17 protein-coding genes and 1 pseudogene are annotated in these 20,271 nt (G+C 69.2%); 14 read left to right on the forward strand and 4 right to left on the reverse strand.

The features are described from left to right. Nucleotides 1-496: 496 nt before the first annotated feature. From ACFVQ0_RS36590 to ACFVQ0_RS36610, 5 genes and pseudogenes are all read left to right on the forward strand, one after another. A complete protein-coding gene (locus tag ACFVQ0_RS36590; RefSeq protein WP_390093518.1) occupies nt 497-1,585 on the forward strand; it encodes a bifunctional DNA primase/polymerase in 1,089 nt (362 codons plus the stop codon). Next, entirely contained in the window at nt 1,582-3,129 is a 1,548-nt protein-coding gene (locus tag ACFVQ0_RS36595; RefSeq protein ID WP_390093519.1) for a phage/plasmid primase, P4 family, read from the forward strand. The genes ACFVQ0_RS36590 and ACFVQ0_RS36595 overlap by 4 nt, the downstream gene beginning before the upstream one ends. Nucleotides 3,130-3,280: 151 nt before the next feature. Continuing rightward, nucleotides 3,281-3,670 (forward strand): DUF6009 family protein, encoded by a 390-nt coding sequence (locus tag ACFVQ0_RS36600; RefSeq protein ID WP_390093520.1) that lies wholly within the window; start codon nt 3,281-3,283, stop codon nt 3,668-3,670. A 166-nt stretch (nt 3,671-3,836) separates the two neighbouring features. Next, complete coding sequence (locus ACFVQ0_RS36605) at nt 3,837-4,154, forward strand: hypothetical protein (RefSeq protein WP_390093521.1); 318 nt, start codon at nt 3,837-3,839, stop codon at nt 4,152-4,154. Nucleotides 4,155-4,521: 367 nt separating this feature from the next. After that, a pseudogene (locus ACFVQ0_RS36610) lies at nt 4,522-5,367 on the forward strand (adenosylhomocysteinase); the annotation flags it as partial. 117 nt (nt 5,368-5,484) lie between these two features. Here the strand turns inward: ACFVQ0_RS36610 and ACFVQ0_RS36615 are convergent. Beyond that, nucleotides 5,485-6,660, reverse strand: coding sequence for an alpha/beta hydrolase (locus ACFVQ0_RS36615; protein WP_390093522.1), 1,176 nt, complete (start codon nt 6,658-6,660; stop codon nt 5,485-5,487). A gap of 242 nt (nt 6,661-6,902) precedes the next feature. Here ACFVQ0_RS36615 and tap point away from each other — a divergent pair, with 242 nt between their 5' ends. Together tap and tpg are read left to right on the forward strand one after the other, a co-directional pair. Further along, the gene (tap, locus tag ACFVQ0_RS36620; protein ID WP_390093523.1) at nt 6,903-9,029 is read left to right on the forward strand and encodes a telomere-associated protein Tap; all 2,127 of its coding nucleotides are present in this window, start codon (nt 6,903-6,905) and stop codon (nt 9,027-9,029) included. Between the two features lie 4 nt (nt 9,030-9,033). Next, a complete protein-coding gene (gene tpg, locus ACFVQ0_RS36625) occupies nt 9,034-9,588 on the forward strand; it encodes a telomere-protecting terminal protein Tpg (protein WP_390093524.1) in 555 nt (184 codons plus the stop codon). 42 nt (nt 9,589-9,630) lie between these two features. On the opposite strand, the gene ACFVQ0_RS36630 is transcribed toward tpg, so the two are convergent. Beyond that, nucleotides 9,631-10,230 (reverse strand): TetR/AcrR family transcriptional regulator, encoded by a 600-nt coding sequence (locus tag ACFVQ0_RS36630; RefSeq protein ID WP_390093525.1) that lies wholly within the window; start codon nt 10,228-10,230, stop codon nt 9,631-9,633. 112 nt (nt 10,231-10,342) lie between these two features. On the opposite strand from ACFVQ0_RS36630, the gene ACFVQ0_RS36635 reads away from it, so the two are divergent. Further along, nucleotides 10,343-11,533, forward strand: a complete 1,191-nt coding sequence (locus ACFVQ0_RS36635) for a cytochrome P450 (RefSeq protein ID WP_390093526.1) — start codon at nt 10,343-10,345, stop codon at nt 11,531-11,533. Nucleotides 11,534-11,538: 5 nt separating this feature from the next. Further along, entirely contained in the window at nt 11,539-11,757 is a 219-nt protein-coding gene (locus ACFVQ0_RS36640; protein WP_390093527.1) for a ferredoxin, read from the forward strand. A 73-nt stretch (nt 11,758-11,830) separates the two neighbouring features. On the opposite strand, the gene ACFVQ0_RS36645 is transcribed toward ACFVQ0_RS36640, so the two are convergent. Further along, nucleotides 11,831-12,169 (reverse strand): hypothetical protein, encoded by a 339-nt coding sequence (locus ACFVQ0_RS36645; protein ID WP_390093528.1) that lies wholly within the window; start codon nt 12,167-12,169, stop codon nt 11,831-11,833. A gap of 200 nt (nt 12,170-12,369) precedes the next feature. On the opposite strand from ACFVQ0_RS36645, the gene ACFVQ0_RS36650 reads away from it, so the two are divergent. The 4 genes from ACFVQ0_RS36650 (at nt 12,370) to ACFVQ0_RS36665 (ending at nt 15,736) form a co-directional block, all read left to right on the forward strand. Further along, complete coding sequence (locus ACFVQ0_RS36650) at nt 12,370-12,843, forward strand: carboxymuconolactone decarboxylase family protein (RefSeq protein ID WP_390093529.1); 474 nt, start codon at nt 12,370-12,372, stop codon at nt 12,841-12,843. Nucleotides 12,844-12,912: 69 nt separating this feature from the next. Then, nucleotides 12,913-13,836: an RNA polymerase sigma-70 factor gene (locus ACFVQ0_RS36655; RefSeq protein ID WP_390093530.1), complete on the forward strand. Its 924-nt coding sequence runs from the start codon at nt 12,913-12,915 to the stop codon at nt 13,834-13,836. 163 nt (nt 13,837-13,999) lie between these two features. Next, nucleotides 14,000-14,812: a phytanoyl-CoA dioxygenase family protein gene (locus ACFVQ0_RS36660; protein ID WP_390093531.1), complete on the forward strand. Its 813-nt coding sequence runs from the start codon at nt 14,000-14,002 to the stop codon at nt 14,810-14,812. 57 nt (nt 14,813-14,869) lie between these two features. Then, nucleotides 14,870-15,736: a helix-turn-helix domain-containing protein gene (locus ACFVQ0_RS36665; RefSeq protein WP_390093532.1), complete on the forward strand. Its 867-nt coding sequence runs from the start codon at nt 14,870-14,872 to the stop codon at nt 15,734-15,736. A gap of 232 nt (nt 15,737-15,968) precedes the next feature. Here ACFVQ0_RS36665 and ACFVQ0_RS36670 read toward each other — a convergent pair whose 3' ends face one another. Continuing rightward, nucleotides 15,969-16,565, reverse strand: a complete 597-nt coding sequence (locus ACFVQ0_RS36670) for a TetR/AcrR family transcriptional regulator (protein WP_390093533.1) — start codon at nt 16,563-16,565, stop codon at nt 15,969-15,971. Between the two features lie 153 nt (nt 16,566-16,718). On the opposite strand from ACFVQ0_RS36670, the gene ACFVQ0_RS36675 reads away from it, so the two are divergent. Further along, complete coding sequence (locus ACFVQ0_RS36675; RefSeq protein WP_390093534.1) at nt 16,719-19,256, forward strand: MMPL family transporter; 2,538 nt, start codon at nt 16,719-16,721, stop codon at nt 19,254-19,256. Nucleotides 19,257-20,271: the final 1,015 nt, after the last annotated feature.

The raw sequence follows: 20,271 nt of genomic DNA on the forward strand, positions 1-20,271 counted from the left end.
CGGGTCCCGTTCAGCCCCGTGGTTCAGTCCCGCACAAAAGTGCAGGTCAGAGCGTTTTCCTGAAGAACAACGGGACTGACGGGGCTGGACCTCGTAGTTATCAGCTGTGTAAGAAAATATAGGAACACGCGTGCGCACGCGCATGACTCCTTTTTTCTCTGTAGCTGATAACTACAGGGTCCAGCCCCGTCAGTCCCGTTGGCTTGCGGGATACTTCTCTGACCTGCACTTTTACTGAACGGGACTGAACGCTTCAGCCCCTCACGGGACTGAACAAAACGCGGGTCACCGACCCACCGGGCGGAGGCACGGGACTGACGGGACTCATTTTCCGCGACACGCGGTTTTCCCTCCCCTGCACCCCTCCGGGGTGGGCTACGCTCTGTTCGGCTGACTCGAAAGCTCAGTCCCTTCAGTCCCGTAGTCCCGTCCGGCGCGGGATGGATGGAGGCGAGGGACAAGACCCGCACGCGAAGAGCCCGACAAGGACCAAAAGTTGCCCGACCACGCCTCGGCCACCCCGCCGGCTGCCTCTCGGCCGGCGGACGGGCACACGATCGCGCGCTGGTGCGCCCGCGCGGGCTGGCCGGTACACCCGCTCGCCCCGGCACAGAAGACGCCGCCCGCCAACTGCGCCGACTGCAAAAGTCATCACGCCCCGGCCACCTGCCCGTGCAGAAACGCGGGCCGCTGGTGTCACGGCTTCCACGCGGCGACCACGGCCCCCGAGCTCATCGACGCCTGGTGGAGCGCACAGCCCCGCTTCGGGGTGGGCGTTTCGTGCGGCCCCGCCGACCTGGTCATCCTCGATGTCGACGCCCACGCGGCCCAAGTGCCCGAGAGGGCCAGGCTCCTGCCAGGCATCCCGATCGGGCCCCAGGTGGACCTTGCGGGCCTGGCCACGGGCTTCGACACGCTCGCGCTGCTCGCCGCCCTGCGAGGCGAGCAGGATCCGGCGGCCGACGAGACCACCTTGCGCGTGCGGACCCCGTCCGGCGGGCTCCACATCTGGTACCGCAACCCGCACCCGGCGACCCGCTACCGCTCGTCCACCGGCTCCAGCCCGCGAACGGCCCTGGCCTGGCAGGTCGACGTCCGCTCCGACAACGGCTACATCGTGGCCCCGGGCGTCCGTACCACCGCAGGCGGCTACGTCCCCGTGAGCGCCGTACGGGAACCCGCCCCACTGCCCGCCTGGCTCGCGGCCGAGCTCAAACGAACAGGGCACGTCCCCGACGCGGTCAACCCGCCCATCGCGCGAGCCGGGGTCCCGGCCCCAATACAACGCCGCTCACGGCCCGCCACGAAGGCCGCGGAACGGCTCCTGGAGCCGTTGCTCGCGGAGGTCGCCGCCTGTCGAACCGTCAGCGAAGGAGCGAGCTTCACCGAGAAACTCAACCGGGCCGCCTATACCGCGGGTGGCCTCGTCGAAGGCGGCCACCTGTCCGGGGCCGATGCGCGCAGCCTGCTTGCGGAGACTGCCCGTACCGCCCGACCGCACCAGGAACGTCGCAATCTCATGGTCATCGAATCCGCTCTGTCCGCCGGCGCCCAGCGCCCGCTCCACCCGCGAGGAAGCTCATGAGCGTCGAGCCCGTACGCTTCGATGCCGAAGCCGCAGCCAGGCAGATTCATCAGCAGAGCCTCGATCTCGATCTGGACCTGCCGCAGCCCAGCCTCCCCGCCCAGCAGAACGAGGCCCCGGCCCAGCACCCCGCGGAGCCCGCCGGGCTGCTGCCGACCGCCCTCACCGACCGGGGCAACGCGAAGCTGTTCGCGCGCCTGTACCGGGACCGGTTCCGGTACGTCATCGGAATGGGCTGGCACTCCTGGGACAGGTACCGGTGGAAACTCACCGGTGGCGAGGAGGCAGCCGTCTGGGCCGCGGGGGAGATGGCCGAACAGTACGCGGACCACGACCCGACCGGCCGTTTCATGGACCGGCAGCTGGCCGGGCACCGCCGCCACTCGGAGTCGACCGCCGGGGTCAAGGCCCTCCTGTTCCAGGCGCAGGCAGCACCGAGCCTGCGCCTGTACCCCGACGTCCTCGACGGCGACATGTACGCCCTGTGCACCCCCGCGGGCGTCGTGGACCTGCGCACCGGCCTGCTGCGCAGGCCCAACCCGCTCACCGACATGCACTCGCGCGCCACCACCGTCGCCCCGCTCAAGACGCCGGTCCCGAGGTGGGACAGCTTTCTGCGCGACACCTTCGGCGACGACGACCAGGGCCTGGAGACCACGCGCTTCCTGCACCTGCTGCTCGGCTACTCCATCACCGGCGACGTCGGCGCCCAGGTACTGCCGTTCCTGTACGGCTCGGGCGCCAACGGCAAGTCCGTGCTCCTGGAGGTCATGACCCAGATCCTGGGGGACTACGCGAACGCCGCACCGCCCGGATTCCTCATGGAGAAGGGCAAGTTCACCGAACACTCCACCGAGCTGACCGAACTGCACGGCCGGCGCATCGTGGTGTGCAGCGAGCTCAAGCCCAACGACAAGTTCAACGAGGCCAGGGTCAAGCTCCTCACCGGCGGCGACACCATCACCGCCCGCCGCATGCGGCAGAACTTCTTCACCTTCACGCCCACCCACAAACTCTGGCTGCTCGGCAACCACCGCCCGGAGGTCGGCACGGGCGGTCACGCGTTCTGGCGCCGCATGCGCATCATCCCCTTCGAACGGCGCGTTCCCGACGAGCGGAAGATCGACAACCTCGCCGCCGAACTCGTCGCCGACGAGGGCCCCGGCATTCTGCAGTGGCTCATCGAAGGCGCCCAGCGCTACCTGGCCACCCGGGACCCGCTCACCGGCCCCGCCTCCGTACGGGTCGCGACAGCGGCGTACGAGACCACGGAGGACCACATCGGCCGGTTCCTCACCGAACGCTGCACCAAGGGCGAGGGAGACCGCGATCTGCGCGTCGAGCAGAAACTGCTGTACGAGGCCTACGGCCGATGGTGCTCGGACGAGGGCATCCGCTCCTCCACGCCGCGCGCCTTCGCCGGCCGGATCCGTCAGGAACTGGGTCTGGCCTCACCCGCCGAAATGATCAAGAACAACGCGACCAAGCTCTACCCGGGTCTCGCGCTGCTCCCCGACGGCGCTTCCGAAGGGGGCGCCCGATGACAGCGACGCCACGCGCCCTGCCCGCTCCTGCCGGGCGACCGTACGATAGGGGCCGTTGCCCCGGACGGTTCCGCACCGCCCGACCGGGCACAAGCTCTTTGAACGACACACCGCCAGGCCGACCCGCGGCCACCCACACGCAGGAGGGCCGATGAGCGCGCTGCCCCAGGAAGGCGATGTTGCCCAGGAGGTCGAGATCGTGTGGCTTGAGGACCCGAGCGACCTCGACTACGTCCGTCAGGCCCTGGACAAGGTCAACACGCGCAAGGGGAAGCCACGGTACGAGCGTGACGGCCGTCTCATCGGCTATACGAACCTCGCCCCGAAGGCGCCCCGCAGCGCCGACAGCGGCCTGTTCGCCCGCCGTACGTTCTACCTGCTGCCGCACGACCGCCCCAACCGGCCCGACGACCCCGAGTGCCCCTACAAGGTCGGCTCGCCCCTTGAAGCGGTCGACCCGCGCACGGTCGCGCCGGGCGCGGTGGGGGAGAAGACCAGCCGGTCGCAGGGCACAGCGGAGATAGTCCCGGCCGGCTCCTGAGCCACCGCATACCCATGGGCCCCTCCCCGTGACCGGTACGGCGGGTCACGGGGACCCTCGGCTGTACCGGCACTCGATCGGCACTCGATCGGCGCCCGACCTCCGTGTGACACGGTCGGGAAGCGGTGCCCGCCGTGGTGCGCCGCAGGGGACGGGAGGTCCTGGAATGGACGCAACACCACATGACTCCTTGTGCGGAGACCTGTCCCGGCTGCTGAGCACGCAGGCCGTCCAGGAACGCAACAAGGCACTGGCCCGAGCCCTGCTCGCCGCCGGTCACCACGCGGCGCGGTACGAGTCGGTGGTCGCGGAGAACGACCGGGTGACCGCCCGCATCACGCTCACGGGCGGCCCCGTCGCCCGTTGCCTGATCGCGGAGTTCCGCTTCGACGCGCAGGGCGAGGTCAGCGAGTACCGGGACTTCCTGGTACCGGCCGGGTCGAGGCCCACCGCTGTCGCCGCCGTGTCGTCCCCGGCGGCCTGAACCGCGCGAGGACCGGCACACGGCGGCAGGACGCTGGGATTCCCCTCGCGGTCCGCTCGGGTCTCACTCGCGCCCCGATCCAGCCGACGCCTTCGCCGTGGGCCTCGCCGAAACGGTGGCCGCCATCGGCTCACACCGCGTCTCCCCGGCGTCGGACCAGGCCCGTATCGCCCCCGTCAGCAGCTGACGGACTCGTCCGCGCAACCGGTCCTACGGCTTCTTGACCCGGCCCCATCCCCCCACAGGACCCCAGGTCGAGTGCACCTTTAACCCTTCTCAAGCGGACCGGGCGACAGTGGGAGGGGCGATCGACGTGCGCACTTCCCGGTGACCGGCGGCTGCTCCAGTACCGCGAGCCGCCGCGGACCTTGCGGGACGAGCCCGTACACGCCCACCGTCCGACCCCGCACCTTTCTGGAGAGCCATGCCCCGTCGCCTGTTCACCTCGGAATCAGTGACCGAGGGCCACCCCGACAAGATCGCTGACCAGTTCAGTGACGCGGTCCTCGACGAGCTGCTGAGAGCAGGGCGTCGACACCGCGTAATACCGGCGGTCAGTGTGAGCGACGCGGTGACGAAGTCGAAGTTCGACAACAAGTACGGCTGCCGCCACTCCCTCATCGACGGCATCAACCGCGCCACCGACGTGCTGATCGGCGGCAGGACCGCCGTCGTCTGCGGCTACGGCGATGCGGGCAAGGGCTGTGCGGAATCCCTCCGGGGAGAGGGCGCCCGGGTGATCGTGGTCGAGACCGACCCGATCTGCGCGTTGCAGGCCACGATGGACGGCTTCCAGGTCGCCACCCTCGACGACGTGGTGGAGCAGGCCGACATCTTCGTCACGACGACGGGCAACAAGGACATCATCATGGCCGCGGACATGGCCAGGATGAAGCACCAGGCGATCGTCGGGAACATCGGCCACTTCGACAACGAGATCGACATGGCGGGCCTCGCCGCCATCGACGGCATCGTCAAGGACGAGGTCAAACCGCAGGTCCACACCTGGACCTTCCCCGACGGCAAGGTCCTGACCGTACTGTCCGAGGGCCGCCTGCCGGACCTGGGCAACGCCACCGGCAACCCGTTGTTCGTGATGTCCAACAGCTTCGCGGGCCAGCCCCTCGCCCGGCTTGAGCTGTTCACCAAGCCCGAGGAGTACCCGACCGACGTCTACGTCCTCCCCAAGTCGCTGGACGAGAAGGTCGCCCGCCCGCCCCTCGGCTGAGGGCTGTCCCGCAATCCTGTCGCCGCACGGCCGGCTCGGTGGTGCTGGCCGCTGATGACACCGGCGAGGGCCATCTTCAGGCAGGTGTGCGCCACGAGATGCCTAGAGCGCCGGATCGGGAGCGCGCCCCGATGTGGCCAGCACCCAGGAGGTGAACCCTTCGATGCCATCCACGACGGCCTCGGTGCGCGCGGAGTGGAACAGGTCGAACGCGTGCTGCGCGCCCGGCAGTTCGGCGTAGACCACCGGGCTGCCCGAGACGCGGCGCAGCCGGTCGACGAAGTACCGGGCACCCTCGACGGTCGCCAGCGCGTCCTTGGTGCCGTGCGCGATGAAGAACGGTGGCGCACCGGGGTTGAGGTAGGCGTACGGCTGGTTCGGGGAGGGCGGCACGTCGGGCTCCGTGCCGAAGAAGTAGCCGTAGAAGCCGTAGAGGCAGATCGCTCCGGAGACCGAGGTGTCGGCTGACTCGAATCCGGGCTGGTACTCCGGGTCGTTCGGCGTGAGCGCGCACATGGCCGCCATGTTGGATCCGGCGGAGCTCCCCGCCAGGAACAGCTTCGACGGATCGGCGCCGTACTCGCAGGCGTGCTCGCGGGCCCAGGCGATGGCCTTCTTCGCGTCGATCTGGTGGCCGGGGAAGTCGGTCTGAGGACGCAGCCGGTAGTTGGCGCTGATGCACACCCAGCCCTGCCTGGCGAGCCGGTAGAGCAGGGGCCGCGCCTCTCGGCTCTTGGCCCCGCCGGTGAAGTGGCCGCCGTGGAAATAGATCAGGACGGGGGCGTTCGGCGGGGTGTCGCGGCGGTGGTAGACGTCGAGCAGATTGCGGCGGCCGGCGTCCCCGTAACTGAGGTTGGCGACCCGCTTCACGTCGAGGCGGCGCGACAGGCGCCGCAGCAGCAGGAGGCGGGGCCAGGACCGGCGGCGCGGCGTCCCGCCCACGCGCTCCCGCCGGCCGGTCCCGAGCCCCTCGTCGACGGCGCGCGCGACCAGCCGGCCCGCCCCCAGGCCGTGCCAGGCGGCCACGGCCAGGAAGGGGATGGTGGCGAGGGCGATCACGGCTGTCACCTTGCCGCCCGTCGTCTCCAGATCGCCCTGCCCCTGAGCCAGGGCCGTGGAGGCCAGTACGGCGATGATGCCCATGACCGGCACCTCGTTGAGGACCATGCCGAACCAGAAGCTCAGGTTCGCCGGAATTCGGGGCCGCCGCGGCGCCACGACGGCGAAGAAGGCGCACCAGGTCAAGAGTGCGGTGGACGCCACGTATCCGATAGGCATGTCCGCGATCATATCCACTTCAACTCTGGTAAGAACTGGGTTACTTGGTCGCCCGGCTTCACCCCGAAATGGAGGTGGCGCAGCTGGCTCCGGCATCCCTTTCCGGTACGAATCGGTTCCGTTCCGACCCTGCTCGGCCTGCTTCTGCGCCTCGACAGGACGGCGGGGCGGGTTAAAAAATGGGATAAAGCCAAGGGTAAAGTGCTAGTGCTACGGTGGCCGCGCGGGAGGAGATCCACCACATGGCATCCGAAGAAGAGCTGTTCGCGAACATCGACGCACTGCTGGACGAGGAGCCTCAGCTCCCGCCTCCCGCGGAGCGCGCCCGTCTCCGGGAGGCCGCCGGCATCACCCAGGCCCGTCTCGCCACCGCGTTGAAGACCACGACGCAGTCGGTCAAGAACTACGAGAACGGCCGCTCCGAGCCGAGGTCACCGCGCCTGGAGGCGTACCAGCGGCTGCTGAACGGCTGGGCGGCCAAGTACCCCGCCCACGGCACCCCCGTCCCCCAGCCCACCCCGGCCACCCCACCGCAGCCGCAGCCGCCCGCCCCGGAGCCCACCGCGCCCGCCCCGGAGCCGGTCGCACCGGTCGCACCGGTCGCACCGCAACAGCCGGCCCGTACGGCTGCGCCTCCCGCCGCGGCCGTACAGCGCCCGACGGCGAAGAACCCGACGGCGAGGAAGCCCGCACAGCCCGCCCAGGACCCGCGCTTCCCGCACGGCCCGCTCGCCGTACTGGACGGCGACGGCTCCGCGTACGGCGCCGACGGCATCGTGCTCGACTGCCCCGCCCGCACGGTCCCGGAACTCGTGGAGTGGACGCTCAACGAATCCGGCCTCGGCGCGGCCCGGCTCAACCGCTACGGCAAGGACTCCGACCCCCTGATCGCGCTCACCGCGACAGCCGCCGTGAGACTGGGACTCCCGGAGCACCTGGAGGGCCACGAACAGCGCCGCTCACTGCGCCTGCCCGAGGACCACCCCGTGGTCAAGCAGATCGCGAAGGCCAGATGGCAGCTCACCCGCCGCGGATTCGGCCCGTGGGCGCGGATCTACCGCAAGGTCCAGGGCCGCGACCGGCAGTGCGTGCAGCTCGCGCTCCTGTCCTGGGACGCCCTCGACGAGCGGTCCTGGCCCGGCGTCACGGACATGGAACCGGCCGACATCGCCCGCGTCCTCGGCATCTACGCCCAGCGCGTCATCACCCCGCGCGGCTCCACCGCGGTCTCCGGACTGGAACTGATGACGGCGCTGCGCCCGCCGACGAAGGCCGTACAGGACCCGGAGACCGGGAACTGGGTGTCCGGCCACAACGCCGGTTCACTGGGTACGGAGCCGATGGACCCGGCCCCGCCGGAAGCCACCCCGGAACACCCCGTCGTCGTGAACAGCGGCTGGACCGGCGGCTTCCTGAACGAGGAGGCATACCAATGGGTGCGGCCGGTGGACTCCCTCACCGACGAGGAGTGCACACTGCCGTACGCGGTCGGCCTCGACCTCAACACCGCGTTCCTCGCCGCCGCGGCCCGGCTGGTCGTCGGCCTCTCCGGCCCCGACCACTTCAACGGCCCGAAGTTCAACCCGAAGATCCCCGGCAGCTGGCTGGTCGACCTCTCCCACATCGAATCCGACCCGCGCCTGCCCAGCCCGTTCACCCCGGACGGAACCCGCCCCACAGGCCCGGCCTGGTACCAGACCCACACGGTCGCCTACGCCCAGGAGCTCGGGCACGACGTGCACCCGATCGAGGCGTACCTGCGCCGCGAGACCGGCGCGTACCTCGACCCGTGGCACGACCGCCTCAAGACGGCGTACGTCGACACCCTGGCGGACCTGGGCGTCACCCGGGACCTGGACGACCGCCAGTTCCTCGCCGCGATGGAGCGGCACAAGCAGCTCGACCCGGCCCTGGCCGCCGTCCTGTCCGCGATCAAGGCCACGGTGAAGGGCGGCGTCGGCAAGCTCAGGGAGCGCCCGCAGGGCAAGTCGTACAAGGAGGGAGACCGGTGGCCCTCCCTCGAACGGCCGACCTGGCGCCCCGACATCCGGGCCGCCGTCATCAGCAAGGCCCGGGTCAACATGCACCGCAAACTGCAGAACATGGCCCGCATGACAGGCCTGTATCCACTCGCCGTGCTCTCCGACTGCGTCGTCTACCCCTCGCCGGGTGACAGCCCGCTCGACTTCCTCCCCTACGCGGCGTCCGGCAAGCCGCAGCCCGGCGGCTTCCGCCTCGGCCCCACCCCGGGCCTGGCGAAGCTGGAGGGCGTCCAGCCGATGCTGTGGGCGGTCGACCTGATGGAGAAGGACCTCAACCCCGCCCGCCACATCAAGGGCGGCGACGCCGTCCTGGACGAAGGGGAGTAGCGCCGTGAGGGAGATCGACGACGCCATCGAACGCGCCGACCGGGAAGCCTTCACCCGGGAACCGCCCAAGACGCTCAAGGGCCGCATCAACTACCTGCTGCGCCAGTTGGGCACCGCCAGGGCCGTCGCGGCGGAGCTCGGCATCACCGCCGACTCCGTCAACCGCTACCGGCGCGGCGCCCGGAAACACCCGCCCAAGGACATCGCCCGCAGGATCGAGGAAGCCGTCCTCTCCCGCTGGCAGCCCCAGGTCCGCAAACGGCGGCACAAGCAGGCCGCCACCACGGGAATGACCGTGGAGACCAGGGCCCGGTTCGGCTACACCGCCCCCATCGGCACCACCGACGACGGCCGCTTCCGCCGGCTCACCGTCCGTCTCCCGGGCAGCTACGCACAACGGCTTTTCGACGCCCGCAGCGCGGGGGCCGACGACCGGGAGATGCGCGGGATCATCGCCGACGGATTCAGGACTATCTATTTCCAGGACGGCGGTGTCCGCGCTTCAGGACTGTCGGACGTGGAGATCAACGACATCGATTACCTGGACCTGGATTACTGAACCCGCACCGGGCGTACGACCTGCTGGTCGGGCGGGCCCTGCCTACACCTCACCGTCGCCCGGCTCCGCCGACCACAGATGGCTGAGCGTGCCGAGGACGAGACGGCAGACATCGTCCGGCTCGGCACCGGCCAGCGGCTCCCGCGCGGCGACCGTCCGCATCAGTCCGATCCCCAGCAACCAGGCCATGGCGAGATCCGCCCGCAGCACCGCGTCCGGGGCACCGGAGAGTCCGGCCAGCGCACTCTGGTACTCCTGCCCCAGCTCCCGCAGGGTTCCGGCCGCCTCGTCGCCCCGCCCGACCGAACGCAAATAGACCTCCAGGGAACGGTCCTCCGTCCCCTCCGCGCTTTGGCTCAGCATCGAACGCAGAGCGGTCTCGAAAAGCTCCTCGGGCGGCGTCGCCCGCAACTGCTCCAGCCCTCCGAGCGCGACGACCTCCGTCAGCAAACCCCGTTTCGAGCCGAAATAACGGAACAGCAGAGCCTGGTTGACCCCGGCCAGCGCGGCGATGCTCCGGACCGTTGTCCCCTCGTAGCCCCGCTCCGCGAACAGATCACGGGCCGCCTCCAGCAGGCGCCGACGGGTGACCCGGGCACTCCTGCGGCGCTCTTCTGACGGCGGGACGGAACCGGGTTCCACAGCGGCATTCCTCTCGGACGGCCCGTCAGGATAACGGCTGTAAAGCGTCGTTGACTGCCCAGGAAGGACGCTCCTACCGTTGTAAGCAGCTGCTTACATCCGGGAGGCCGCAGTGACGACCGCAGATATCGCGCCCCTTGCCTACCCCTTCAACACCCCCGACGGACTCCAGCTCTCCGACGCCTATGAACGCGTCCGCGACCAACCGGGCCTCTTGAGGATCCAGTTGCCGTACGGAGAACCGGCCTGGCTGGTCACCCGCTACACCGATGCCCGGCTGGTCCTCGGTGACCAGCGCTTCAGCCGCGCGGCGGCCGCCTCGCACGACGAGCCCCGCCAGTCCGAGGGGCAGCGCGACGGCGGGATCCTCGGCATGGACCCGCCCGACCACACCCGGCTGCGCTCCCTCGTCGCCAAGGCCTTCACCGTCCGCCAGGTCGAGAAGCTGCGGCCCCAGGTCCGGGAACTGACCGCCACCCTGCTCGACGAGATGAAGACGGCCGGACCACCCGCCGACCTGGTCGACCTGTTCGCGCTGCCGCTGCCGGTCGCCGTGATCTGCCAAATGCTGGGCGTGCCCACCGAGGACCGGCCGCGGTTCCGCGTGTGGAGCGACGACGCGCTGTCGACCAGCTCGCTCACCGCCGAGGAATTCGACGCCAGCCGCGCCGAACTACGCGCCTACATGGCCGAGTTGATCAAGCAGCACCGACAGCAGCCGCAGGACGACCTGATGACGGCGCTCATCGAGGCCCGCGACGACGGCGACCGCCTCTCGGAGCTCGAACTCATCGACCTCTGCGTCGCCATCCTGGTCGCGGGGCACGAGACCACCGCGTCCCAGATCCCCAACTTCGTCCTCACCCTCCTCGACCACCCGGACCAGTTGGCGAGGCTCAGGGCCGAACCGGAGCTCGTACCCAACGCCGTGGAGGAGCTCCTCCGCTTCGTGCCCCTCGGCAGCGGAGCCGGCCAGCCCCGCTACGCCACCGAGGACGTCGAGGTCGGCGGAACGATCGTCCGCGCGGGCAGCCCGGTCCTGGTCGCGGTGGGTGCCGCCAACCGCGACGCCCTGCGATTCACCGCACCGGGCGTACTCGACATCGCCAGGGAGAGCAACCAGCACCTCGGATTCGGCCATGGAGTCCACCACTGCCTGGGCGCCCCGCTGGCCCGGCTGGAACTCCAGGAGGCGCTGTCCGCCCTCATCACCACCTTCCCGGACCTGCGCCTGGCGGGCGATGTCACCTGGAAATCCGAGATGCTGGTGCGCGGTCCGCGCGTCATGCCGGTGGAGTGGTGAGCGCCGTGACCTGGAACGTACGTGTCGACCCCCAGCTCTGCCAGGGTTCGGGGATGTGCGCCGGAACGGTCCCGGAGGTGTTCGCCCTGGACGGCGAGCGCGCCCGGGTACGGGCCGAGGAGATCGAGCCGGACGAACGGGTCCTGGACGCGGCCGACATCTGCCCGGCCCTGGCGATCACCGTGCACGACGGCGCCTCCGTCATCGGCCCCCAACGCGACTGACCGGCCCCCGAGCCTCGTTGGCCTGTGCGAGCACGGCGGGTGAGCTTCGCGCTGTTTCCGTGCGAGTGGGCCACTACGTCCAGACGACGGCCACCACGACCGCGGCAGCCGTGGAGGTGCCCACACCGTAGAAGGGCCACGCCTTCCGATTGCGCATGCCCACCAGCGCGATCACCGCCACCAAGGCGTCCAGGGCCAGCTTCACCCACATCTTCGCGTCGATCACCGGCAGGTCCAGGGACATGCGGGTCCATATCAGCCCGGCACCCGTCACCAACTGCACACCCGCGCTGGCGACCATGTAGCCGCCTGTCACCGGGTCCTTGCCCCGCAGTTGGTAGAACAGCCCACCCAGGATCGCGGCGAAACCGAAGAGGTGAAAGACGAGAAACACATACCGAAGGGTCTCCATGCCAGTGACCTTCCTGGGACGAGCGGACGGAGGGCAAGTGCTTTGATCAAGGCATCCGAGTAAGGGACGAGTCGGCCGCCCGGCCTGTGACATCCCGGGGGAGAAAGGCAGGGTGACGTACGTCACTCCGCGCTGTGTCACAGGCATGGGGACGGCCTCGTCCCAGGGGTTGACCACAGACCGACCCCGAGGAGCACACGATGGACGCACGACTGAACTACTTCGCCGAGGCGAACGCCGGCAACGTCCTCAAGCACGTCATGGCGGCAGGACGGGCGCTGAAGGAGACGGCGCTGCCCGCGGCGGTGCAGGAGCTGGTGGCGCTGCGGGTGAGTCAGATCAACGGCTGCGCGGCCTGCGTCGACATGCACACCAAGGACGCAGCCGCAGCCGGCGAGGACGCGGTGCGGCTCAACCTGGTCGCGGTATGGCCGGAGGCGACGGTCTTCACCGAGGCCGAACGCGCGGCGCTGGCACTGGCGGAGCAGGGCACCCGGACCGCGGACGCGAACACCGGCGTCGACGACGAGGTGTGGCAGAGGGCCACCCAGCACTACGACAAGCAGCAGCTCACCGCCCTCGTGCTGCTGGTGTCTTTCATGAACATGGCGAACCGGTTGAACATCATCACCCGCCAGCCGGGCGGCGGGTACGAGGCCGGCCGATTCCACTGAACCGCCCCGTTCCCACACTGCCGATGCCAAGATCGGAAAGGCCAGGGGGCATCGATCGGGGGTACAGGTGTGAGCAAGGTTGAGGAATTCCAGGAGCTGCGGCCGCTGCTGTTCTCGATCGCCTACCGGATCCTGGGCAGTGTCGGCGAGGCCGAGGACGCGGTCCAGGAGACATGGCTGCGCTACGACGCCTCGACCACCAGGCCGGTCTCAGCCAAGGCGTTCCTGTCGACCGCGGTGACCCGCATCGCGATCGACGTACTGCGCTCCGCCCGGGTGCGGCGCGAGGAATACCCGGGCCCGTGGCTCCCCGAGCCACTGCTGGAGGACCCCTACCAGGACCCGGCCCGCGCGACCGAGCTCGCCGACTCGGTCTCGATGGCAGCACTGCTGCTCCTGGAACGTCTCAGCCCCCTGGAGCGGTCGGTGTTCGTGCTGCGGGAGGTCTTCGCCTTCGGCTTCGACGAGATCGCCGAGACGGTCGGGCGCGCGGAGCCGGCCTGCCGGCAACTGCTGGCGCGGGCGCGCCGCCACATGCGCGAGGGTCGGCCTCGCTTCGAGGCCGACCGGCATGAGCAGCGGGAGCTGGCGAAGCGGTTCTTCGAGGCCATGGCCCTCGGAGAGGTGGACGCCCTGCAAAACCTCCTCGCCGCCGACGTCCAGCTGGTCGGCGACGGCGGAGGCAAGGCCCCGCAGCTGGCCCGTGCAGTGGCCGGCGCCGAGAACGTGGCCCGGCTGCTGGCCACCGTGCACCCGCTGATGACCCGCACCGGCATCACCTGCGAGCCGCGCGACATCAACGGCCAGCCGGGCGCACTGTTCCGCGACCGCGACGGCGACGTCCTGCACATCTTCGCGCTCGATGTCCTCGGCGGCCGGATCCAGACCATCCACTCCGTCATCAATCCTGACAAACTTGCCCACCTCGGCCCGGTCGCCGACGCCTGGGCCGTGGACCGTGAGGTGCGGCAGCAGCGCAGGCAGACGCACTGACCCTCGGAGCGCAGCGGTCGGATCGGACATCACCGCGCCCAACCGCCACGACCACCAACCCGGCGAACCCACATGTGCCGCCCGACCGCGTCGGGTGATCACCCGACAAAGGCGGTGCGGAGAATGTCGGGTGACAGGACAGGCATCGCCGCACGATGGACGCATGGATGACACGACCTTGGTTTCTTGTTTCCTCCGCGACGGCTTCGTGAAGTTGGAGGGCGCCGTCGCGCCGCGCGTGGCCGCAGACTGTGCGCGACTGTTGTGGCGGGAGACGGGCTGCGACCCGGACGACCCGTCGACGTGGACGCAGCCCGTGCACTGGGTGGGCGGCATGGCTCAGGGACCATTTGCCGCCGCTCCCAACTCCCCGTCCCTGCACCACGCGTACGACCTGCTCGTCGGCACGGGACGCTGGGAGCCGCGCTACTCGCTGGGCACGTTCCCGCTGCGCTTTCCCCACAAGGAGGAGCCGGACGACGCGGGCTGGCACATCGAGGGGAGCTATATGCCTGAGGGCGAGAGCTGGTACTTCACAAACCTGCGCTCCCGGAGCCGGGCGCTGCTGATGCTGTTCCTGTTCAGCGAGGTCGGCGAGGAGGACGCCCCGACCCGGATCCGGGTCGGCTCACACCTCGACGTACCGAAGACGCTGGAGAAGTACGGGGAGGACGGGGCGAGCGGGCTGACCCTCGCCCCCGACCTGGTGGCGGCGTCCGACCACCGGCCACTCGCCCTCGCGACCGGGTCCTCGGGCGACGTCTTCCTGTGCCATCCGTTCCTGGTGCACGCGGCGCAACCGCACCACGGGAGGAGGCCACGCTTCATGGCGCAGCCGCCGCTGATGCCGGCAGCCCCGTACGAACTGGAGCGGGCCGACGGCGCCTACTCACCCGTGGAGATCGCGATCCGCCGGGGCCTGAGAAAGGACACCCCCGGTCCGGACGGAGACGGCACCGACCGCAACGCCCGATAGACGTGCTTCACGACCTTCGCTGACAAGGTGGTCGTGAGAAGGGAAAGGAGGCCGGGCATGCTGGAGCGGCTGAACCAGGCCATGGAGCACATCGAGGGCCATCTCGACCAGGACCTTGACGTAAGGGAACTGGCACGCATCGCCGCCACCTCGGAGCACCACCTGCGCCGGATGTTCTCCGCGCTCGCGGGAATGCCACTGCTGGAGTACGTCCGGCGCCGCCGGCTCACCCTCGCGGGCGCCGAGGTACTCGCGGGACGCGAGACGCTGCTGGAGATCGCTGTGCGCTACGGCTACGGCTCCGGCGAGGCGTTCGCGCGAGCATTTCGTGCCATGCACGGCATCGGACCCGGCGAGGCCCGGCGCACCGGCGCCGCACTCACCTCCCAGTCGCGGATGGCCTTCCGGCTCACCGTTGAAGGGAGCAGCAGTATGCGATACCGCGTTGTGGACAAGGCGGATTTCACCGTCGTCGGGCTTAAGACGCGGGTACCGCTGGTCCATGCGGGGCCGAACCAGGCGATCATGGATTTTGTCCGTGGGATCGATCCGCACACGCTGGAGCGCCTGGAGAAGCTCTCGGACCAGGAGCCGCACGGCATCGTAGCGGTCTGCGACGGCATGGACCCCAGCCGCGCCGAGGGCACTGTCCTCGACTACCACCACGGCGTGATCACCTCCGCGGCCGCTTTCGAGGGCACGACCACGTTGGCGGTTCCGCCCGGCACCTGGGCGGTCTTCACCACCTCCGGGCCGGCACCGCACGCCATCCAGGAACTGTGGCGGGACGTGTTCACCGAGTGGTTCCCGTCGAACCCATACCGCACCCGCACCGGCCCCGAGATCCTGCGCGCCCGCTTCTCGCCCCAGAAGGCCGAGGTCGACGCCGAACTGTGGCTTGCCGTGGAGCCTGAGCACTGCTGAGCACTTCGATACTGTCCCCGCCTGTCGTCAAACCCTGGCAACAGGTCTCGACCGACCAGCAGTACACCGCACGGCAGAACCTTGCCCTGGCCGAACCCGGGATCGAGGCCCCGGTCGTCGTCGAGGAGTAGTCGGGTCCCCCCACCCGGTCCAGCGGCCGAAGTTCGACGTCGGCCGGGGTGGGTACCCGCAGTGCCTTTTTTGCTCGTATGTGAGCCGCCAGCGGTCTGCGTCAAGGGTGCTGAGGCAAGGCGTCGTCCGCGAGCAGTCGACGCGTCGCTCCCGCCGCGAAGTCGGACACGGTCGTCAGATCGTCGCCTTGGTCGATTCGGCGGATGCACGCATCGACGACTGCCTGGATCACCGCCACGATCAGCTCGGGCTGTGGCTGCCCCAGTTCGCGCACGACGCGGGCGAGTGCCTCATGTAGTGAGACGTGCAGATTTCTCACCCGCTCCCGCGCCGACAGGGAGAGCGAGTCGCGCGAGAGCGCGGCCAGCCAGCCGTGGGTGCCGCGAGCGGCCTGTTCGAGGTTTGCCCTGACATAGGCGGCGGCCTGGGCGGCAGGCGTGGTCTCTGCCGCGATGGCCTGCTCCACCGCGTCGATCCAAGCGGGGAATTCGCGGGTGACGACGAGTTCGAGCAGGTCGTCGATGGAGTTGAAGTAGCGGTAGATGCTGTTGCGGGCGATCCCCGCTCGCGCGGCAACGGCTCCGGCTGTGAGGGCTTCGGCGCCGCCCTCTTCCAGGATCTCCTCGGCCGCGTCGATCAGCTGCGCGAGCCGCTGGGCCCGGTGCTCCCGGACGCTGCCGGCTTCAATCTTGGGCATTTTCTCCGCTTCACCTCGGACGCTGTGCCGTCTCCCGCCAACCTACCCCCACGCCCGGGAGGCCGAGCGAGCGTGTTAGCTTGCCACAACTTAGAGACACCCTGTCGCTAAGTTCTGTCCGTGCTTCCTGCCGAAGGCTGCCCGATGCAACCGATGACCTCCTCCCCTCTGCTCCGATGTCTCCTGGGATCGAAGAAACGCGCCGCCGTGGTGGTGGCCTTCTGGGTTCTGATCACGGGCCTCCTCGCCGGGGTCGCCCCGGCCCTGGAATCCGTCGAGGACAACGCGTCCGCCAACCTGCCGCCCGCCGCCTCGGACTCCATGAAGGCCCGTGATCTCGTCCGCGCCCAGCTTCCGGGCCAGGATGCGACGCCGGCGATCATCGTGGTCCGCGGCAAGGGCACCGACGCTGCGACGAGCGCCACACAGGCGGTCGCCGCCATCACCTCAGCCCTTTCCGGAACCAGCCGACCTCACCATGTCGGGAGCGTGCTCTCCACGGTGACCGCTCCCGACGCCGCGGCCGAGTTGGTCTCGCAGGACCGCGGTGCCCAGCTGGTCATCGTGCCCATCAAGGGAAACCCTTCGGCGGAGTCCTTCCAGAACGCGGTCGACGAGGTGCGTGCCCTCGCATCCGACCGGGCCGGGCCCGCCGACGTCGCGGTGACCGGCCCCGCCGGGATCGCCACCGACACCGTGAAGGTCTTCAGCGGCGGCGACAAAGTCCTGCTGCTGGCCACCATCGTGCTCGTCCTGATCATCCTGCTGGCGATCTACCGCTCGCCCCTGATGGCGCTCGTGCCGCTTCTTGCCGTGGGCGTGGCCATGCGCGTGGCGGAGACGCTCGGCGCGATCCTCGCGGACGCCGGAGTCATCACGGTCAGCTCCCAGACCGCCTCGATCATGACCGTGCTGCTGTTCGGGGTGGGCACGGACTACGCACTGATCATCACCGCCCGCTACCGCGAGACCCTGCTCGACGAACCGGACCGCGCCCGCGCGATGCAGACCGCCGTACGCCGCACCGCCGAGTCCGTCCTCGCCAGCGCTTCAACCATCGTGCTCGCCATGTTCGCCCTGCTCGTGGCCGTCTCCCCGGCCCTTCACGACTTCGGACCGTACCTCGCCCTGGGCGTGGCCGTCATGGCGCTGGTGGCGTTCACCTTCATCCCCGCCCTGGTCCTTCTGCTGGGCAGGGGCGTCTTCTGGCCCGGGGGCGTGGACAAGGCCGCCGAACGCAGTCGCGGCGCAGGCATCTGGCACCGCATCGCCGCCCTGGTCGCACGGGCCCCCGTCAAGGTGGCCTCGGCCGTGATCGCACTCCTCGTGGTGCTGAGCGCAGGACTGCTCGGCTACCAGGAGAGCTTCAACACCCTCAGCGGCTTCCGCGCCTCCACCGAGTCCGAACACGGGCAGCACCTCATCCAAGAGGAATTCGGGCCCGGCGAGATCGCCCCCAGTACCGTCGTAGTCCACTCCCGGGACAACCTGCGCTCCAGCCCCGCACGCGCCGACATTGCCACCGCGCTCACCGACGCCGACCACGTCAGCCGTGTCGCAGACCCCCGCATGGGCAAGGACGGCAGAACCGTTTTCTATGATGTCGTCCTTGACCTCGACCCTTACAGCTCGAAGGCACTCGACGCGATCGGTCCCCTCAAGCAGGCCACACAATCCGCAGCCCAGGCCGCCGGAATACAGGACGCTACGGTGCTCATCGGCGGCGAGACCGCGCAGAACGCCGACATCCGCTCCGCTCTCGACCGCGACACGCCCCTCATCGTGCTTCTGGTCCTAGCCATCGTCACCGCGGTCCTCGTCCTGCTGCTTCGCTCGCTCCTTGCCCCGCTCTACCTGGTCGCGACCCTGATCCTGTCGTTCCTGGCCACCCTGGGTGCCACCACCCTCTTCACCGTGACCGTCCTCGGTGACGACGGCATCGGCAACCGCGTCACCGCGTACATCTTCGTCTTCCTCGTCGCGCTCGGCGTCGACTACAACATCTTCATCATGAGCCGGTTCAGGCAGGAACTGCGCACCCAGCCCACGGCGAAGGCGATCACCACCGCCCTGACACGCACCGGCGGCGTCGTCTCCTCCGCCGGCCTCATCCTCGCGGCGACCTTCGCCGTCCTGATGACCCAGCCGATCCGCGAACTGTTCCAGTTCGGCTTCGCCATGGCCTTCGGCATCCTGCTGGACACCTTCCTCATCCGCCCGCTCCTGGTCCCCGCCATCGTCCGCCTGCTCGGCGACCGCGCCCTGTGGCCCGCACGCCCAGGCACCCCGCAGACGCCCTCCATGCCCACCCCCGAACCGCCTTCCGCCGACGTGGCGGCCGCACGTGCTGCCGAAATCGGCTCCGGGCGTCTGCTGCGCGCGTTCACCTGGATCGCGGTCATCGAAGCGTGCACGTGGGCAGGTCTGCTGGTCGGGATGTACCTCAAGTACATCCCCGAAACCACCGAACTCGGCGTACGGATCTTCGGCACCCTCCACGGCGCCGCCTTCATCGTCTATGTGTCCCTGACCGTCCTGGTCGCGATCCGGCTGAAGTGGCGGCTGGGCCGCACCACGATCTTCGCCCTGCTGGCCGCCGTACCTCCGTTCATGACCGTCGCGTTCGAAATCTGGGCCCGCCGCACAGGCAGGCTCCCCCAGCCGGCCGCGGATCGGGCATCGAGCAGCTAGTTGACACTTATTTCGCGTTTGGTGGCAGCAGTGCCACCAAACGACGCTGTTAGGTCAGGACTGTCTGACATCCCGACCGAGATATGTCAGTCCAGGGCTGACATATCTTCCGGAGTCCGACGCTCTGACCTGCAGAAACGGACGGCTCTTCCCTCTAGAGCGTGCGCGCGCGTGATACCTCGTCTCCCCACACTGATCAAGCACCGCCACGCCGTGGATTCGCCCATCAGCACCGCAGTCGGAGCCCACCGGCCGGACCCCATCGTGGCTGGGGTGGCTTCGCGTGCGGTGGGGCGGAGCGGGTGCGGATCGTAGGTGGTAGCAGCGTTACTGAGTCTCGGGTGGCTTGGACCGTGACGCTTAAGAGCATGGAGGTGTGGCTGGTGCCGGTGGGCGGTTCCGCCGGCCGGCCCGGGGGCCGTTCGGCTTCGGTACCTCCGCATGCCGAGTTCCGGCACACGCATATCTGAGCTCCCTTTCGTCGGCTGAGCAATTCATGGCGGCGCCCTTCTGAAGGCTCAGGAGTTTTCGGGCCGGGGCAGGGGGTGCAGTCAGGATCCAATGTCTACACAGCTAACATGAGTGATGCATTATCTTGAATGCTCGCCCGAACTTCGGGATCATGCATCACCGGATCCGTCCCGCGAGTATGGATTGATACGCATACTGGCAGGGTGTTTTGTGAGCTTGACCGGACATTCCTGAGAACCATAGAGGGGTCAGGGTGGAGCGCAGCGGAACCCGTCACTGCATCGAGGCCGGCACCCGATCCAACACCCCGTCAACTCCCATTACAGGAACAAGCCAGAAACCCCAAACCCTACACAACACCACGCGCCACAGCCTGCCCAGGTGTCCGCGCTTGCGCGGACACCCCAATTCGCGCTTGCGCGAATTGCATTTCCCTTCGGGAATTCCGCTTGCGGAATTCTGTTCCCGCGCTTGCGCGGGAACCCGCCTTGCGCTTGCGCAAGGCGGTCCGCTCTGCGGCGGCTTGCCGCCGCAGTACCCGCTC

Origin of the sequence: Streptomyces sp. NPDC057900 (assembly GCF_042887885.1) — a bacterium.
GTDB lineage: Bacteria > Actinomycetota > Actinomycetes > Streptomycetales > Streptomycetaceae > Streptomyces.

Bases quoted from the DNA above. Each gene is read 5' to 3' on its own strand.
- ACFVQ0_RS36595 (WP_390093519.1), top strand. From the start codon at position 1,582: ATGAGCGTCGAGCCCGTACGCTTCGATGCCGAAGCCGCAGCCAGGCAG.
- ACFVQ0_RS36600 (WP_390093520.1), top strand. From the start codon at position 3,281: ATGAGCGCGCTGCCCCAGGAAGGCGATGTTGCCCAGGAGGTCGAGATC.
- ACFVQ0_RS36605 (WP_390093521.1), top strand. From the start codon at position 3,837: ATGGACGCAACACCACATGACTCCTTGTGCGGAGACCTGTCCCGGCTG.
- ACFVQ0_RS36615 (WP_390093522.1), bottom strand. From the start codon at position 6,660: ATGCCTATCGGATACGTGGCGTCCACCGCACTCTTGACCTGGTGCGCC.
- tap (WP_390093523.1), top strand. From the start codon at position 6,903: ATGGCATCCGAAGAAGAGCTGTTCGCGAACATCGACGCACTGCTGGAC.
- ACFVQ0_RS36645 (WP_390093528.1), bottom strand. From the start codon at position 12,169: ATGGAGACCCTTCGGTATGTGTTTCTCGTCTTTCACCTCTTCGGTTTC.
- ACFVQ0_RS36650 (WP_390093529.1), top strand. From the start codon at position 12,370: ATGGACGCACGACTGAACTACTTCGCCGAGGCGAACGCCGGCAACGTC.
- ACFVQ0_RS36660 (WP_390093531.1), top strand. From the start codon at position 14,000: ATGGATGACACGACCTTGGTTTCTTGTTTCCTCCGCGACGGCTTCGTG.
- ACFVQ0_RS36665 (WP_390093532.1), top strand. From the start codon at position 14,870: ATGCTGGAGCGGCTGAACCAGGCCATGGAGCACATCGAGGGCCATCTC.
- ACFVQ0_RS36670 (WP_390093533.1), bottom strand. From the start codon at position 16,565: ATGCCCAAGATTGAAGCCGGCAGCGTCCGGGAGCACCGGGCCCAGCGG.
- ACFVQ0_RS36675 (WP_390093534.1), top strand. From the start codon at position 16,719: ATGACCTCCTCCCCTCTGCTCCGATGTCTCCTGGGATCGAAGAAACGC.